Here is a 16,599-nt window from a genome sequence, read left to right as displayed (position 1 = left end):
TTTTTATGTGCAAAGATACGCGATTTACTTTTTCTTAGGTTTATCTTTTTGTTCTGTTTCTGGCTGTTCGTATTGTTTTTGGAAAGCCTCTTTCAGTGTATTATATTTTTCATTTTCCTTCGCCTGATCCCATTTCTTCTTAAAAATTGCTGCGGATTCAGCTTTTACTGGGTCTTCCTCTCTTGGTAACTCGCTTCGGCCATGGGCGCCGCTTTGCCCCTTTTTATCATCGGGTACGGGGCCTTTATACTTCTTCCCGGACTTATGGTTGGCATAGCGCCGGCTACGCGTATAGCCCATCTGCAGGAACTTGCGCGCCATGTCTGCGCCTATAAAGTCCTCTTTTTCCAGGTAATTCAGAAACAGTTCATAGATCTTCTCCGATGACTCTGTGGCTATCTCCGGGGTTTTAAAACGCCAGTGCGGTAGTATCTCTGATTTGTATGGCTCTACCAACAGCACACCCTGCTCGCCTTTGCCTACACGGTACAACCCGGGTTGTTCCCTGAAATCTATACTTTTAAAGTCCAGGTCATAATTAAATTTCTTCCCCATTATCTACTGTGCCCGAATACGAATTAGGTTTTAGCGGTACGTTCTGGTATACCGGATACTGCTCCGGATAGATCACGATAAAGCTGTTGTTCTTGTAGTTTCTGGATAGCACGCGTGGAATGTAATCCATGTTGCTGTTATACGACACTGTGCGCTTTCTGGCGGAAATCACAATAACCATATCATCACTCTGCAGTTCCGAGTCCATAGTGGCAAACTCGTTTAAGTTGCTGTATGGTGAGTATTCTGCCTCTACAGTTGGCTTAGTCTTGTTCACTACGCTTTTCAGCTTGTTTAAGGTACGCCTGCGGCCCCGGAACACAATTGGAGCCCCTACCTGTGTCGAGAGTAGCTTCACGCTCCTGATCCAGCGCATAAAGCCTCTTTCCAATTCTGCATTGGTGGGAACAATCACGATTAAGCGGCCGGTTGTGTTTAGTGGCTGGATGATCTTACACACCAGTATCATTTGCTCGGTGTTCTCCAGTAGATTATCCAGCACTGTCCCGAAGATCCTGTCGCGGGTGGTTATCTTGGCGTTCCATCCTAGCACCACCTCGGTAATCATCAGTTCCTTTATCGCCCGCAGTATACCGCTTGAGACGTTAATGTCAATCTTGCTTACCAAATGTACATCATTATCCGTAGCTGAGGCATGCTTTATAGCTTCCTGTAGCATTTTGTTCTTCTTATAAATCTCCTCCTCTGCATGCTCGTTATCAATTACCACTGCCAGCGGATAGATTGGCTCTTTATGGGTTGGGTTTTTGAGCATTACCGAGAGATCGATCAGGTTTTCGATAGTCTTCGGATTTCCGATCGGTACAAGGATCCTGTCTGGCTTTTGGCTGATGTCTGGTTTTCGTCGGCTTTCTAGTATGGCTAGTTTGCGGCCCACTTTCTCTGTCGAGAATGAACTGATCATGCTTGATACTAAAATCAATATTACCGCCCCATTCAATGCGCTTTCGCCTAGTATGCCAATATCATACCCTGCCAGCACTACAGCTAGCGTAGCCGCAGCGTGGGCACTGCTTAACCCAAATATCAGGTTGCGCTGAAGCGCGCTAAACTTAAATATCTTTTGTGTAATCCAGGCTGCTGCATACTTCGCGGCTGGGGCAAGCACAACTATGGTACCGGCAATTAGCATAGCGTTCGTATCGGTAAATAGCACCTTCAGGTCTACTAGCATGCCAGTGCTGATCAGGAAAAATGGAATAAAGATGTTGTTGCCCACAAACTCTACCCTATTCATTAAGGCGGATGCATGCGGGATTAGAGGGTTTAGGGCAAGACCTGCCAGGAAGGCCCCTATGATGGCTTCCATACCTGCCACCTCTGATAGAAATGCTGCAGCAAATACCACGGTCAGCACGAATATATACTGTGCGCCTTTCTCGCTTTCTAACTGCTTGAACATCCACTTCGAAATCTTCGGGAATATCCATAGCACTACGCCTACAAAGAGGGCCATTTGGGCAATCATCCAAACCCAAAAGCCCGCGTTTGTCTGGCCCTGCGTAGAATTGATTATAACTGCCAGTACAAACAGTACTGCTGTATCTGTTATCAGGGTTCCGCCTATTGTTAGTGTTACCGCTTCGTTTTTACTCAGGCCCAGTCTGCTAATGATAGGGTAGGCGAGCAGTGTATGTGGCGCGAACATGCTTGCCAGTAGTATAGCAGGTTTGATGTCATACCCGTGTAGATAGAAGAATGTAAGCGTACCGAGAATCATCGGTATGATAAAGGTAAACGTTCCGAACACCAGACTGCGGACTTTATACTTCTTAAAATCGATCATATCGATTTCGAGGCCCGCCTGAAACATTATATACAGTAGGCCTACCGTCCCGAACAATTCTATACTTGCATCCCGAGACAGTATGTGAAATCCGTTGGGTCCAAATATAACTCCGGCCAGTATTAGGCCAACTATTCCAGGAATTCGAAACCGCCCAAGTATGATCGGAACCACAAGTATGATTAGAAGCACCAGTGTAAAAATTACGACGGGTTCTTCCAGCGGAAGTGTCAAGTGTATATTCTGTAGCATGCGTTAGTATCTTGTTCTCTTTTCTAAAGTTTTAAATATATCGATTTTCCGCTTGTATAGTTCTCTTGTGTAACTCTGAGATTTCATTTTACAAGGTTGTTTCCCGAGCTTTCCACACTTTACGACACCTAATAACTTTTATAAAATGATTTTCTTTAAATACTCTTCTTTTGTTTCTAGGGCTGTTCATAAGTGGACAACTTTACACTGCTTTGTGTATTGCCGATAACTTGTGTACTCCTCTATGGTTATTCACCATGGGTCGTCCAAATTGTGTATTTTATTTCTTTTTGTATCAAGCTTTTAGCTGTTTTATCCACTTTTTGACTAAAAATGTGTATTTCTTTATAAACAGAATACACCATCGTGGAAAAGCGGTTTTTGTGTGGGAGATTATACACCAGTATCCACTTTTTACCCTTTGTGTAAGCCCAATTTCACTGTGTAATTTATGTGTGTGTAAGTTATCCTGAGTGTTACCCACGCTTATCCACAGGTTTAATCACATTTTTGTGGATTAACTATAAAATTATTCAAAGCTGTAAATTATTTTTTAACGCTGCCCTAAATTTGGCGCTTAGCAGGGCTTTCACACCTGCCTTTTCCCATTTGTTTAATTCTAAAGTGTAATCTTTAACAGCCTTTACGCATTAGTTTTTCTAATTGCTGCATGGGCTTTTGTGAGTAATTATTACTCTCGTTAAAACTTACTTGATTAAGTTTAGGTGGGTCACCTGGAAAGTGTTTTACAACGTCATGTAGTATTTGATCAGATACAAATATTCCTGATCAGTCAGTCCACATCTGACCATTCAGTAATATGGGAGTGCTGCATGCTAGAATCACTGTTCCGCTCTTCAGCTTCGTGCTAGCATCTATAAAATAGATTTCAGATTTTTAGGAAGGAGCGAGTCTGGCTTATATCCTGTTTGGTCAAAGCCAATCTTTTTTAGGAGTACCGTTTTTAAAATTCGGACTTAGGCATGACCGCGATACTGCTTTTGAGAGATTTCTCAATTTTTGATTTGATTGTATTACAATTGCAAATGAGATTCTGTAACAGTGAATTCGCATCCGAGATGTTCAGCAATAGTTATCAGCTGAGCAGGAGTAAGGGCGCATTTAATCTATCCTAATTATTGGGTTAGATGCTTGTTATATCAATCAATCAGATTTTTGATCCCAGACAGTCTCTACTATACGGACTAGGCTTATCGTTCAGTAATTGAAAGTCTATAGTTATGCTACCAAATTCAGTATTTTTTAAGCCATGATTCAGTATTGCCAATATTACCTCATCTTTTAATTTTATTAGCTGGTTGATATTCCCATCAATACACCATCTAAAATTCAGGTATAGCTAGTGGATAACTTTCATTTCGCTTTCTATGAAGCATGGTTAACATTGGTGTGAAGTCACTGCTAAGCTATTTTTAACTAAGTTCTTAACTATATTCCGTGGGTTCATTTCTAACTTATCAACAGCTATCTTTAACGCTTACTTTACGACTTCATTTTTCAAAATAGGTTTTTGTCACACCACTTAATCCGTTATTTGATTTTGGTTTGTGAATGATCATGCCAAGTATACTCGTAATAAGACTTACCATGAACTTATTCTTACTACCGATCTAAAAGTATACTTAATTAGATCTCATTTTAATATATTCTTGAACTAAACTCGTTTTGCATCCTTTTCCATTTTCTGATAAAATTATCCGTTTCCTTGTTGCCACCCCAAGCCTTTATCTACTCTAATATTATTTTAGGTTGTGGTCTACAATGTATGATGATTTCGGTAATAGAATATTAGCTTCATGGCATTGTAATGGTTCCGCTCTTTTTTGGAGAAGCAGGCCGTTTTCCTAACGATTCTCCTGTTCCTTGTTCTCAGGCATAGGTTCACGCCTTCTATGTTTTTAGTGTAGGCTTTGCCCACCAAATGTCTTTCCGGGGGTAGAACTTTTGTGAAGGCCGGCCAGTCATCGGTGCAGAAGCAGGCTATTTTCAAATGCTCCAGCTGCTTGTATAGCCTTCTGACCGTGTGCTGGCTTCGGTTGCCCCAGCTCCAGGCCAGCACCTCGCCCGTCTCCGGCGCGTAGGCGTAAAAAAGCCATCTCTTGCGCTTCTTACTCTCTTTGACGAACGTCCATGCCTCGTCTAGCTGGACGGTGGTGTAGGCCTTGAGACGGGGGCTGACCTGCAAGCTCTCAGCTTTCTGGTTAAGCCACTTGAGCACGGTCTGCCGGTGCACGCCCGTCACCTGTTCAATATCCCGAATGCCGGAGTTTCTCACCAGCATGCCCAATACCAACTGTTTTACCTGGGGCCGGCAGCCGGTCCTCTCATAGGTATGCTGGAACTGCTTTCCACATGCACGGCACAGAAAGTTCTGCTTGCCCGTGACCTTTACGCCGTTTTTGACTACCTTCATACTGTGGCAGTAGGGGCAACTTACCTGGATAGTTATCTCGCACATAACTTCCTGTAAACACCCTTGCTGCCATACTTATTCCATCATCATACATTGTAGACCACAACCTTATTTTTAAATCTGCTTTAAGAATTAGTATCTTCAGATTATAGCTAGTTTATACACATTCCAACGCATAAAAAAAGGAGGCACAATCGCCTCCTTTTCTATGTGTTGGAACTAATATTTAGAAGGTTAATTTTAAATCTTCAATTTCCCAATTCGCTCTAACCTCAATAGCATTCGGTACTATAAATACTGGCTCAGGTGCTTGTTTAAATTCAGGGTCACCTTTATCCCATCTACCGCTTTTATTGGCATCTATAAGTACCCGTATATAGTAATTCCCTGGAGAAATATTTTTGAATCGGAATGTTTTCTGGCCACGTTGTTCTTCAACAACTTTATACTCACTGTTCAAGAGCTGTAGCGTATAGCTTTCATAATTAGTAGTTATTATACCGCTTAGGCTTCCTGTTCCACGCCCTTCCGCAATTCCTATTTGGAGTTGCGGAAAAGCCAGTGGTTCTCCTTCTATAGGTTGTATAGCAGTGCTGTCCAGCTGTACGATTACCTGCCTGATTCTACTGTTGAGTTGCGGTAAGACAAAACGTAATTCTGTATTTGTTTTATCGATGCTTATTTCTTCAGGATACTTTAACTCCTTTAAGATAGTTGAGTCAGATATTAACTTGATGGGGCTATTTCCTTTAATGTTAACCGGTGTCTGCAACTCAATAGCCACTTGTTGTCCCACCCTATAATTTCCATTTGCCGTTGTGTTGATAACCTTGATTTGAGCGCCTTTAACTCGTTGTGATCTTTTGCCTTCAAATGCTATTTCAAGCGTATCAAGCGCAGTTAAGCCTGCTGAATCAACTGCAGTTAGAAGCACTTTTCCACCGTTAAATTTAGGCGATTTAAAGAGTTCTACAGATCTGCCATCAGTTGCTAGCTTAGTAATTAACGTATCTTTTGAGTCGATTGTCCTGGCTTTAATTTCCTGTATTCCCTCATTATAGTTTCCTGTAAATCTATCGCTATATTTTTCACGGGCTAAAAGAATTGGTTTCTTTGTATCGATGCGTATTGTTTGCAAGCGTATAGTATCTGTCTGTGGAGTTATAGGGATTGGTGCTGTTAAGTATGCTATTCTTTCTTCCTCAGAATCATAATATGTGTTTCCGTTTTTATCAACTAAGGCATACATTCGGTAACTTCCCTCTTTTATATTTTTTAGACTGAAGTTTCCTTGGGCGTCGGTGGTTGTCAAATAGTATGGTCGGTTTTTACGAACGCTTAGTGTATCTTCAGCTTGATACAATGCTACCACTGCATCTTTTTCAGGTGTTTGCATTAGCAAGTTGATAACCTGTCCGCTTACTTTACTGCTGTCAATGAATGTTCCTGTGCTAAATGAAAGCATTAGGCCTTGCGCTTTATTTTTCTCAGTGATGTCTGTTATGCCTTCTCTAAAGTTAAATGTATAGGTAGTGCTGTCCTCTAGTGGTTTTTCAAACTCTAGTGTCAATTCATTTCTATTGGTTTTAACCTGATACGGGTTGTTGATATTTGGAGTAATCAACAGTTGTTTTGATAATGTATTCTGCTGAACCTCTTCATCAAACGTAAGCGTGACTGTGCGTGTGTCCACATTTAGTTGCTGATCTTTGGGGTTACTGCTTATCAATGTTGGAGCGGTTTCATCTTTTGGTCCGCCCTGCGGAGGATTTTGTGTAGCGCAAGATGCCATGCTGGCTAGTATACCTGCTGTCACTACTGTTTTGAGGAGCTTCATGGACAAATGAGTCTGGAAATTAAAATAGGCAAACTTGCGTCTGCCTATTTAGTACTGCACGTAAATTTGATACTATTATTTTCTTTTTGCTATAAAAATTAAGCTGGAGTAATCGTTGCCGTTTTTTTCAGCATAGCTATTAGACCGATAACCGCTTACTACGCTATTCAACATCTTTGTTTTTCCTTCTTTATGTTTCTCGCTAAGCATGCTCACGTAATATGCATCAAACTTCATGGGGAGGACTTCTTCTAACACCATTTTATGTTTTTTTAAGAAGCGTTTCATTGTGTTTTGGGTGAAGTGATATAGATGCCTTGGTACATCATAGGCAGCCCAATTTTCTTTATATTCCTGGGCATCATGCGAGTCAGCATTTGGTACAGCTACTATGAGCGTCCCATCATCTTGCAGGCACTCCAGGAGCTGCGCTATGGTTTCATTTAGAGTATGAATGTGCTCTAGTACATGCCATAGCGTTATTACCTCATACTTTTCACCTTCTATATCTTCCAGGCTAGCGGCAATTATCTCACCTGTTTCTTGCGTGGCAACCTCCCTGGCTTTTGTGTTAGGCTCTACTCCTCTTACTTCCCAGCCATCCTTTTTGCATGCAGCCAGGAATGTGCCTGTACCGCAGCCATAATCCAGAATGCTCCCTTTGGCGAGAGCCTGCCTGTTGATAAGCTCCACCTTTTGCTTTGTGGTGATGGATCTAACTACATGATATGCTCTGTTGATAATCCCGGTTTTAACATTGCTATGCGAAATGTAATCCTCTGATTCATAGTACTGGCCTATGCTTGCTGCATCAGGCCTTGGATTAGTGAATTTAAACGAGCAGTTCTCGCATTCCACAATTACAAAGCTCTCTTTCGATACAGCATTGTCTGTTACTACTAAAAAATTCTTGAACTCTTCTTTGCCGCAAATCGGGCATTGATCCAGTCTTTCGTAGCTCATCTATTTTCCGAGGTATACCATTAACACTGAAATGTCAGCCGGTGAAACTCCACTGATTCTACTGGCTTGCCCTATAGTTTCAGGTTCTACCTTCAGTAGTTTCTCCTTTGCTTCTTTAGATAACGCAGGTATTTCTTGGTAGTTTATTTTGCCTCTGATATTATAGTTTTCCAACTCGCTCATTTTGGCTGCCATAGCATATTCTTTCTCTATGTATGTTTCATACTTTACAGAAATCCCTGCTTGCTCTACACTATCCTGATTAAATCTACTTAAGTAATCTGCCACAGATGGCACTGCCTTAGCTATTGTTTCGATTTCTATATTCGGGCGTTTGATAAGCTGACCAGCGCGCTGTTTTTCCGATATTGGAGCCGAGCCCATTTCTAGCAAGGCACTGTTGATATCTTCAGGCTCTATCGGTTTAATATTTAGATAAGCGATGATTTCAGCAGTTTCCTGAATCTTCTTTTCAACATTTTTCAAGCGCCTTTCATCGGCAAGTCCTAACTCATAACCTATCTTCGTTAAGCGAATATCGGCATTGTCTTGGCGGAGCAAAATGCGGTGCTCAGCCCGTGATGTAAACATCCGGTAAGGCTCGTCTGTACCTTTGTTAACTAGGTCATCGATAAGAACACCAATGTAGGCTTCAGATCTCTTCAAAATGAAAGGCTCCTTATTGTTGATTTTGTTATGCGCATTGATAGACGCCATCAATCCCTGGCATGCTGCTTCTTCATAACCTGTTGTGCCGTTTATCTGGCCGGCAAAGTATAGGTTCTCTACTAACTTTGTCTCAAGTGTTAGGTTGAGCTGGGTTGGCGGGAAGAAGTCATATTCTATAGCATATCCTGGGCGGAACATCTTAGCGTTCTCAAATCCTTCAATCTTGCGCAAGGCTTCTAGCTGCACGTGTTCAGGTAATGAGCTTGAGAAACCGTTTACGTATACTTCTACTGTATCCCAGCCTTCCGGCTCCACAAAAATCTGGTGGCGGTCTCGGTCTGCAAAGCGGTTGATCTTATCCTCAATAGATGGGCAGTAACGCGGGCCTAAACCTTGTATGCGCCCCTGAAACATCGGCGATTTTTCGAAGCCCGTTTTCAAGATCTCATGTACTTCCGGGTTTGTATAAGTTATGTAGCAGCTACGCTGTTGGGCGAGGGGCTGTGTGTCAGTGTAAGAGAACTTACTAGGCACCTCATCACCGAATTGCTCTTCCATTTTGCTGTAATCCAGCGAACGGCCATCCACGCGTGGCGGTGTTCCCGTCTTCATCCGGCCAGCTTCAAAACCCAGTTCTATCAGTTGTTCCGTTATACCTTTAGCTGATTTTTCTGCTGCACGGCCTCCCCCTAATTGCTTTTCTCCGATGTGGATAATACCATTCAAAAACGTGCCATTAGTTAATATAACGGCCTTTCCGCGTATACTTATCCCCAGGCTTGTCCTTACTCCTACGGCCTTCTCTCCTTCAACTTCTATGCCCGTAACCATCTCTTGCCAGAAGTCAACGTTGCTGGTTTGCTCCAAGGTTAATCGCCATGCTTCTGCAAATCGCATTCTGTCGCTTTGCGCTCTTGGGCTCCACATAGCTGGGCCTTTTGATTTATTTAGCATACGAAACTGAATCATGGTCTGGTCGGTAATGATTCCACTCATACCTCCAAGCGCATCTATCTCACGAACAATCTGCCCTTTTGCCACACCGCCCATTGCTGGGTTGCATGACATTTGCGCTATGGTGTTCATGTTCATGGTTGCGAGTAAAACCTTTGAGCCCATTTTTGCTGCGGCCGCCGCGGCTTCACAGCCTGCGTGCCCAGCTCCAACAACTATAATATCGTATTCTGGAAACATGTATTCTGATTTTTTAAGATGTTTCACGTGAAACATCTTTCGAGGGTTGGTAATTCCGTTTGATGCTAAAACTTTCGCAAAGATAACGAAGAATCTTCTTCTTTACGCATAAGTGCCTCTTCCTCTTCAGACTTATCTTTAAAGCCAAGTAGATGCAGCACGCCATGGATGAGGACGCGGTGCAGCTCATCTTCAAAAGAAGTGCCGTGGTCGGTTGCGTTGTCACGAACTCTGTCTATGCTTATAAAAATATCACCTTCAACGATGCCATCTTCGTCGGCATTATTGAAGGTGATAATATCTGTTAGCGTATCGTGATCGAGGTATTCAAGGTTGATCTCGTGGAGGTAGTCGTCGGAACAGAAAATGTAAGTAAGGTTGCTTAGATCCTGCTCATGCTTTTCGATTACTGTGGAGATCCACTCTGAAACTTTATCTGGGTTGTTTAGCTCAAACTCTATATCCTCGCTAAAGAACTCAATTGGATGATCCATTCTGGGAAGGAAGAATATTAAAAATTAACTGTACCTTTTTGCCTTCATCTAAAAAATTGACCTCATCACAAAGGTTTCGCATCAAAAAGATGCCTCGGCCACCAGGGTTCTCTAAGTTCTCTGGGGCGGTAGGGTCCGGTAAGTTCTCATAATCAAAGCCAGGGCCTTCATCAGCAACCTCAAATAGTAATTTGTTGTTTTCTACCTGCAGTGATAAGTATACATTCTTGTCCTTATCAAACTTGTTGCCGTGGCGAATGGCGTTGTTCACAGATTCCGTAACGGCAACCATAATGTTGCCATAAATGTCGTCTTCAAACTCAAATTCATCTTTAGAGTTGTCGATAAAGCTTTCTATTACTCTGATGTTTTCGATTAGAGAAGGAATCTGAATTTTAACCTGATTCATATTAATCGTTAAGTGTAAAATAGGTGCTGTTTAATTGCTTATGTTCTGAAAATACTCGTTTACCTTTTGCTTGTAGTAAGGTGATAAAGCAGGAGGTATAGTTTTAAGTAGTTCCGTTTGTTTCTCTTTTGCCTTTATATACTTCTCGAAAGAAGGAGGAACACGGCGAGCAATGTCTTGGGCTGACTTAGCCTCTCGCTTGTTGTCTAACTCCCGTTCCTTAGCCGATTTCTCGGCTTCGAGTAAGCGCGTAAGTATTTCACGCTGGCGCATTATCGTCTGCTCGGTCAAACGTTTATTAACGAGATCAGTTTCGGTTTGTTCCATCATCTTGCTAATATTTCCCAAGTCGCCGTTCTGCCCGCTTTTGCCGTTTTGCTTGCCCTGTTTCTCTAATTCTTTCAGTGCATTCCGAAGAGCCTCCTGCTCCGCAGCCAATTTAGCTAATTCTTCAGAAAGTGCCTTACCTGATACGCCTCCTTTTTTAAGATCTTCTATTTTTTTGTTCAATTGCTGCTGCAAATCACCCATATTTCCTGGGCGCGGCTTATTACTCTTCTGTTTTCCGGCCATGCTACCCTGCATTTGCTGCATGGCTTGCTGCATTTGTTTCAGAACATCGTTAAGCATAAGGGCCAGGTTGTTCATACTTGTCATGGCGAGTTGCTGCTGGCCGGTAGCCTTGCCTAGGTTCCGCTCCCGCAGGTCTTCCATGCTGTTGTCCATACTTTGGTTCATGGCGGCCACCTCGCGGGTTACAAAAGACTCAATCTGAAATACCTTTTTAGCTAAAGAGAAAAGGCTGTCCTCGATAACCTGGGCATTGTCGCGCAGGCTCAGCTGCTGTTGCGAGAGATCGATAAAGCGCGGGTCGCTTTGGTTAACGCTGCGGAACTGCTTCATCAGGTGCTCCTGGTCGAACGAGAGCGTGATAAGGTTCTCCAGGATGTCGCGCAGGTGGTCGAGGTTTTGCTGCATGCCAGCCATGCTCATGCTGCTTTTCATCTGCTCCATCTGCTTCGCCATTTGCTTCATCTGCTGGCCGGCCTTCTGCTGCGACTCACTGGCTTTCTTGTTCTGGTTCTTCTGAAGCTGCTGCTGGCTTTGCTGCATTTGCTGCTCTATACTTTTCTGGTCTTGCTGCTGCTGTTGTTTGTCTACTTGGTTAGGGTTATCCAGCTTGTCATTTAACTCATTCAGCTCCTTCAGTTGCTCCTTAACGTCCTCAAAATCCTGTTGTAATTCTTCTTGCTGGTCCTGAAGCTGCTGGTTATTTTCCTGTTTCTGCTCTGTTTTCTGGGCGAGTTGTTGCTCCTTCTCCCCCATCTCATCCAGTTGGTTGGCAATGTTATCAAGCTTTTGCTCAAACTGCAGCTGCTTAAAAAGTTCCAGGGCGCGCTCTAGCTCCCGCTCAAGGTTCTTCTCGCGGTTATCAAGTTTGCTCAGGAGCTTTTGCAGCTCTGTATCGTTTGGCTGGTTTTGCTGAAGAAGTTTCTCTAGTTCTTCGTAAAGCTTTTTGGTTTCGGGGTCCAGGAGGTCGTTCATGAGCTTTTGCAGTTCCTGGGCCTTCTCAGCCAGCTGCTTGTTTGGCTCACTCAGCATATTCTGTTTTTTGTTGAGCTCCTCAAACAGTTCCTTCATTGAGTTGATGTCCTGCTCCAATTGCTTCTTCTTAGCGGCCAGATCTTCAAGTTGTTTCTTGTCCTGCCAGGAGAGGTCACGCTTGGTCTTCATCTTTTCTTCAGACTTAGAAAGCTCCCGCTCCAAGCGGTCGGCCTTCTCAAGAGTTTTGCTAAGCTGGCTTGCAACGGATTGCGAGTTGCTGTCGAGCTCTTTCTGAAGGTCGCGCTTATCAGGCACTTTAAACTCGTAGGTGCGGGTGCGGGCGCTTTTAGGTCCATGGATGCCATCGTTGTCCCACACTTGCACAAAGTACTCCAGCTTGTCGCCGGGCTTGAGGTTGAGGGCGGCAATGTTCCATTGGTAATAGTATGTTTGGCTTAGATGCTGTTTGTTGAGTGGCAATGATTGGGATTTAAACTTTGCCTGAGGCCTGCTTGGGCTGCTGACGCGGTAAACCAGTGCCAAACGGCTAAGGCCATAGTCATCGGATACATCACCGCCTAGAACGGCATAGGCATACAACGCGGTGTCCTTGTACTGTTCCAGGCTGATCTGCGGGTTACGGTCCGGGATGGTTGTGATTTGATAGTTGATCTGCTCTTTATTAGTGCTATGCTCGTTTTGCAGTTTAATACTGTAGTTCTGGGTTTGGTTAAACTGCTTGCTTAACATAAAGCTGCCGCCATCGTTTTGGGCCGTCAGCATTTGGGCTGGTTCCTTGAAGGCAAAATTTACAGTATCCGTTTCAGAGGTTGCCAGGTTCCAGGTGATGCGGCTTCCCTCAGGCACAGTGGCGTTGCCTGTGTTCTGTATCTCCTCCGGTTTTCGGTTAAGGTATGCAGGGAACTGCACCAGCATCCGGAAGTCTTTCAGGTTGGGGCGCGAGAGAAGCTCCAAAGTATAGGCATCAGAAAAAAAGCCCGAACCTTCCAGCTGAAAATCGACGGGGCGCTGCAACTGCTTAAATGTATAAGTATACACTCCGGCTTTATTCTGCGTGAGTTTCTGCCGGCGGCCACTGTAGTTTAGGTATACTTCGCTAGGGACGGCATCACCTTCGAGGGCAACTTGTAGCTCAAAATCCTCGCCGCGGTAGGTCTGTAAGTTATTATTCTGCACCACAAAGGTAAAGGGTGCTTTAGGTGTGTAATGTGTTTTGTAATGGATGATGCGCTCAGTGCCCTGCACAAAAATAGCAGGATATACCAGCATAATCAGCAAAGCTATAACCAACGGAAGGGCCACATACTTTAATAGCGGCTTGTTCTCCTTATACGTTACGGCATCCTTAAACTTAAAGTGAAGCAACTGCTGGCTGCGTTGGTCTATACTTGCCAGTATTAAAGCATTGGTGCGGTCCTGGTGCTGCAGCTGAATAGCGTTGAGCAGCTTGTCATGTATCTCCGGGAAGTATAAGCCTACTTGTTTGGCAGCCTGCTCATCAGAGAGGGTACGGCGCAGGCGGGTAAGGGCGCTTAAAGGCAGGGCAATCCAGCGGATAAAAACATAGACAACCGCCGCTGCAAAAGAGAAAAGCAGAAAGCCGCGCACATACACTGGGAAGTAGAACATGTACTCGAGCAAACTGTACGCGATATAAACAGACAGCAGGAGCCCAACAGCAAAAATGCTCCCCCTCAAAAGTAAATTGAGATAGAACTTTTGCTTGAACTCCTGCAGCTGATGCAGCAACTGATCGAGTGCACCGGTATGTTTCATCTGTTTCTAATCCAAAGTTAAGGCATGGCGGCTATCTTGTAAGTTAACCAAAATCCGGGTTAGGTTATACTATCTATAACAGAACGTTGAAAGTATAAAGTATAGTTGCCGGCCCTTGCCCTACTCCAACTCCAAAAGCACAGGGCAATGGTCCGAGTGCCGAGCTTCGGTAAGTATGGCGGAGCGTGTCAGGCGGTCGCGCAGGTTAGCAGTGGCCATGTTATAATCAATACGCCAGCCCAGATTTTTGTTGCGTGCCCCTGCCCGATAACTCCACCAGGTATAATTATGAGGCTCCTGGTTAAAGTGGCGGAAGGTATCAATAAAGCCGCTCTCAACCAGTTTGCTCATCCATTCGCGCTCTTCAGGCAAAAAGCCGGAGCTTTTAGCGTTCGACTTCGGGTTATGAATATCAATTGGCTTGTGGCAAATGTTATAGTCTCCGCTAACTACTAGGGCCGGCAGCTGATTTTTTAAGTCGCCGATATAGCCATAGAAGTCATCCATCCACTGAAACTTGAAGTCCTGGCGCAGATCGCCGCTGGAGCCCGATGGCATGTATACGCTCATCACAGACACATCGCCATAATCTGCGCGCAGCACACGGCCTTCCACGTCGTAGCAATCCATACCACAGCCAACTTCAATATGATTTGGTTTTTCTTTAGAGAGAATCGCCACACCACTATACCCTTTCTTAACAGCCGGGTGCAGGTAAACGTGGTAGCCCATATCCTCAAACAAAGCTTTATCAAACTTCGATTCATCGGCCTTGATTTCCTGCAGGCAAAGCACATCAGGTTTAGCAGCCTTTAGCCACTCATCAAAGCCTTTAGTAAGCGCAGCACGAATGCCGTTAACATTATAGGTGATAATTCTCATGGGTGAATTTAGCGATGCACGTAGCACGTATCAGGTAGCATGACTCTTCTTTTTACTAAGCAGCAGTAGTGATGGATCAAGTATAAACCAAAGTAGCTTATATTATTAAACCATACTTTACTAAAATCGTGCTGCGTGATACTAGCTACGTGCTACGCATTAAGGTTTACGGATATCGTCGGCACGGTTAAAATACTCAATAACATGCCATTTAAGCATTTGCTCCTGCTCCTTCAGGTTGGCGAAGGGCAAAGCTTTAGCAGGCTTAAAGTGCGGCCAGCCATCGCTGTCGCGGCCCTTAAACTCATAGTAACCCGACAGGCTGAATACGCGGCAAGTGGCGATGTGCATCAGGTCCTGCTTCTCTTCCTTTGTAAACTCCCGAATGCCCATACCCAGTTCCTGAATCCCGATCAGGAACAGAATAGCGTTCAGGTCAGGCTTTTTGCCAAAGCGCTTCATCAGGTCGGCCCTGAGCTGCGTCCAGTTATGCTCTAAATTATCGCTGTCGTACATATAAGGTGATTGTATATTGTTAATTGTTGATTGATATAAAGTATAAACGACCAACAATTAACAATCAGCAATGATATATTATTTAGCGCTGCCTGTTTCTTTCAGCTCTTCCCAATACTCCACGGCGCGGCGGAAGTGAGGGATAACAATGGAGCCACCCACCAGATTAGCGATAGACGATACCTCCATAAACTGCTCATCGGTTACGCCTTCTTCATAGCATTTACCGACGTGGTATTTAATGCAATCGTCGCAGCGCAGCACCATGGATGCCACTAGGCCCAGCATTTCTTTGGTTTTAACATCCAGGGCACCCTCCATATAGGTATTGGTATCCAGGTTAAAGAAACGCTTTATTACTTTATTGTCGTAAGACATGATGCGCTCGTTCATGCGCGTGCGATAATCATTGAATTCTTCTACTAAGCTCATTGTTAGCTATTTTTAATTAGGAAGGATTGTAAATTAGTCCAAGTATAAAGTTACGCCAAAATCGTTAGAATACCTTAACCCAAAGCCTGCTGCCAATGTTTGAGGATGTCTTAAGCCTGCTGTTTCCAGAGAGCTGCTATGCCTGCAGTGGTGCACTGGCACGCGGCGAAAAGTTTATCTGCACCAACTGTAGTATAAAGCTGCCTTATACCGATTTTCACGTGCATGGCGCCACCGAGCATAATCCTTTGCAGCGCAGGTTCTGGGGCAAGGTGCCTGTACGTTTTGCATTTGCCTATCTGTACTTTGTGCCCAAGGGGCGTGTCCAGCGGCTGTTGCATCAGCTAAAGTATAAAGGCGCGCAGGAGCTTGGCGAGCATCTGGGCCAACGCTATGGCTCCCTCCTCTCCGACCATCAGTATAACCAGCATTTTGATGTGATCGTGCCAGTGCCGCTGCACAAGTATAAAATGCGCCGCCGTGGTTACAATCAGGCCGAAAGCTTTGGGTTGGGCTTAAGCCAAAGTATGAACTTGCCTAGCTATGGGCACGCGCTTGTCCGAAAGGCGAATACTGCTACACAGACGCGTAAGAACCGTTTCGACCGATGGAAGAATGTGGAGGATGTATTTCAGGTGCCCAGACCGGAGCAGGTCCGGGACAAGCATGTGCTGCTCGTGGATGACGTGATGACTACAGGCGCAACGTTGGAAGCCTGTGCCGTGGTGTTGCTGGCTGCCGGCGCCAAGGAAGTAAGCGTGGTAACCATTGCCGCAGCGTAAGCTAAAGTATAAGAGGCGGCCTGGTTTTATC

The 16,599-nt window shown here is 44.4% G+C and carries 13 protein-coding genes; 1 reads left to right on the top strand and 12 read right to left on the bottom strand.

Annotated elements, in window-relative coordinates; translation table 11 throughout:
• Positions 1 to 24 precede the first annotated feature (24 nt).
• From D1627_RS11060 to D1627_RS11005, 12 genes are all read right to left on the bottom strand, one after another.
• A complete protein-coding gene (locus D1627_RS11060) occupies positions 25 to 555 on the bottom strand; it encodes a DUF4385 domain-containing protein (protein WP_119432295.1) in 531 nt (176 codons plus the stop codon).
• Positions 539 to 2,614, bottom strand: a complete 2,076-nt coding sequence (locus D1627_RS11055) for a cation:proton antiporter (RefSeq protein WP_119432294.1) — start codon at positions 2,612 to 2,614, stop codon at positions 539 to 541. Before D1627_RS11055 ends, D1627_RS11060 begins: the two co-directional genes overlap by 17 nt.
• A gap of 1,777 nt (positions 2,615 to 4,391) precedes the next feature.
• The gene (locus tag D1627_RS11050; RefSeq protein WP_119432293.1) at positions 4,392 to 5,093 is read right to left on the bottom strand and encodes an IS1 family transposase; all 702 of its coding nucleotides are present in this window, start codon (positions 5,091 to 5,093) and stop codon (positions 4,392 to 4,394) included.
• Positions 5,094 to 5,274: 181 nt separating this feature from the next.
• Positions 5,275 to 6,885 carry an Ig-like domain-containing domain gene (locus D1627_RS11045; RefSeq protein ID WP_119432292.1) on the bottom strand — a complete coding sequence of 537 codons (1,611 nt, stop codon included), beginning with the start codon at positions 6,883 to 6,885 and terminating at the stop codon, positions 5,275 to 5,277.
• Positions 6,886 to 6,960: 75 nt separating this feature from the next.
• Positions 6,961 to 7,848, bottom strand: coding sequence for a class I SAM-dependent methyltransferase (locus D1627_RS11040; RefSeq protein WP_119432291.1), 888 nt, complete (start codon positions 7,846 to 7,848; stop codon positions 6,961 to 6,963).
• Positions 7,849 to 9,711: a tRNA uridine-5-carboxymethylaminomethyl(34) synthesis enzyme MnmG gene (gene mnmG, locus D1627_RS11035; RefSeq protein WP_119432544.1), complete on the bottom strand. Its 1,863-nt coding sequence runs from the start codon at positions 9,709 to 9,711 to the stop codon at positions 7,849 to 7,851.
• 65 nt (positions 9,712 to 9,776) lie between these two features.
• Entirely contained in the window at positions 9,777 to 10,205 is a 429-nt protein-coding gene (gene ybeY / locus D1627_RS11030) for an rRNA maturation RNase YbeY (RefSeq protein WP_119432290.1), read from the bottom strand.
• Entirely contained in the window at positions 10,189 to 10,614 is a 426-nt protein-coding gene (locus D1627_RS11025; protein WP_119432289.1) for an ATP-binding protein, read from the bottom strand. Before D1627_RS11025 ends, ybeY begins: the two co-directional genes overlap by 17 nt.
• Positions 10,615 to 10,644: 30 nt before the next feature.
• Positions 10,645 to 13,956 carry a DUF4175 family protein gene (locus tag D1627_RS11020; RefSeq protein ID WP_119432288.1) on the bottom strand — a complete coding sequence of 1,104 codons (3,312 nt, stop codon included), beginning with the start codon at positions 13,954 to 13,956 and terminating at the stop codon, positions 10,645 to 10,647.
• Between the two features lie 120 nt (positions 13,957 to 14,076).
• Positions 14,077 to 14,838 (bottom strand): exodeoxyribonuclease III, encoded by a 762-nt coding sequence (locus D1627_RS11015; RefSeq protein ID WP_119432287.1) that lies wholly within the window; start codon positions 14,836 to 14,838, stop codon positions 14,077 to 14,079.
• Between the two features lie 159 nt (positions 14,839 to 14,997).
• The gene (locus D1627_RS11010) at positions 14,998 to 15,354 is read right to left on the bottom strand and encodes a hypothetical protein (RefSeq protein WP_119432286.1); all 357 of its coding nucleotides are present in this window, start codon (positions 15,352 to 15,354) and stop codon (positions 14,998 to 15,000) included.
• Between the two features lie 78 nt (positions 15,355 to 15,432).
• Complete coding sequence (locus D1627_RS11005) at positions 15,433 to 15,786, bottom strand: carboxymuconolactone decarboxylase family protein (protein WP_119432285.1); 354 nt, start codon at positions 15,784 to 15,786, stop codon at positions 15,433 to 15,435.
• 95 nt (positions 15,787 to 15,881) lie between these two features.
• On the opposite strand from D1627_RS11005, the gene D1627_RS11000 reads away from it, so the two are divergent.
• Positions 15,882 to 16,568: a ComF family protein gene (locus tag D1627_RS11000; RefSeq protein WP_233555599.1), complete on the top strand. Its 687-nt coding sequence runs from the start codon at positions 15,882 to 15,884 to the stop codon at positions 16,566 to 16,568.
• The last annotated feature ends 31 nt before the right edge of the window (positions 16,569 to 16,599 follow it).

The sequence above is a fragment of the Pontibacter oryzae genome (assembly GCF_003576375.1).
GTDB classification, from domain to species: Bacteria; Bacteroidota; Bacteroidia; order Cytophagales; family Hymenobacteraceae; genus Pontibacter; species Pontibacter oryzae.
The sequence above is the reverse complement of the archived record's forward strand: the minus strand, read 5'-3'. Positions and strand labels throughout refer to the sequence as shown.